This is a genomic window from Methylobacterium frigidaeris, assembly GCF_022179185.1.
Lineage (GTDB): Bacteria > Pseudomonadota > Alphaproteobacteria > Rhizobiales > Beijerinckiaceae > Methylobacterium > Methylobacterium frigidaeris.
Genome location: NZ_BPQJ01000289.1, coordinates 1 through 249 on the forward strand (window position 1 = coordinate 1; position 249 = coordinate 249).

Sequence of the window (249 nt, forward strand, 5' to 3'; positions counted from 1 at the left end):
CCCCGGGGTACCTTTTATCCGTTGAGCGACGGCGCTTCCACAAGCCACCGCCGGATCACTAGTCCCGACTTTCGTCCCTGCTCGACCCGTCGGTCTCACAGTCAAGCTCCCTTGTGCACTTACACTCAACACCTGATTACCAACCAGGCTGAGGGAAGCTTTGGGCGCCTGCGTTACTCTTTAGGAGGCAACCGCTCCAGTTAAACTACCGATCAGACACTGTCCCTGATCGGGATCACGGACCCAGGT

General features: G+C 57.8%; 1 rRNA gene. It reads right to left on the minus strand.

Features of this window, described 5'->3' with window-relative positions:
- Window positions 1-249 (minus strand): 23S ribosomal RNA (locus MFF64_RS37180); the annotation flags it as partial.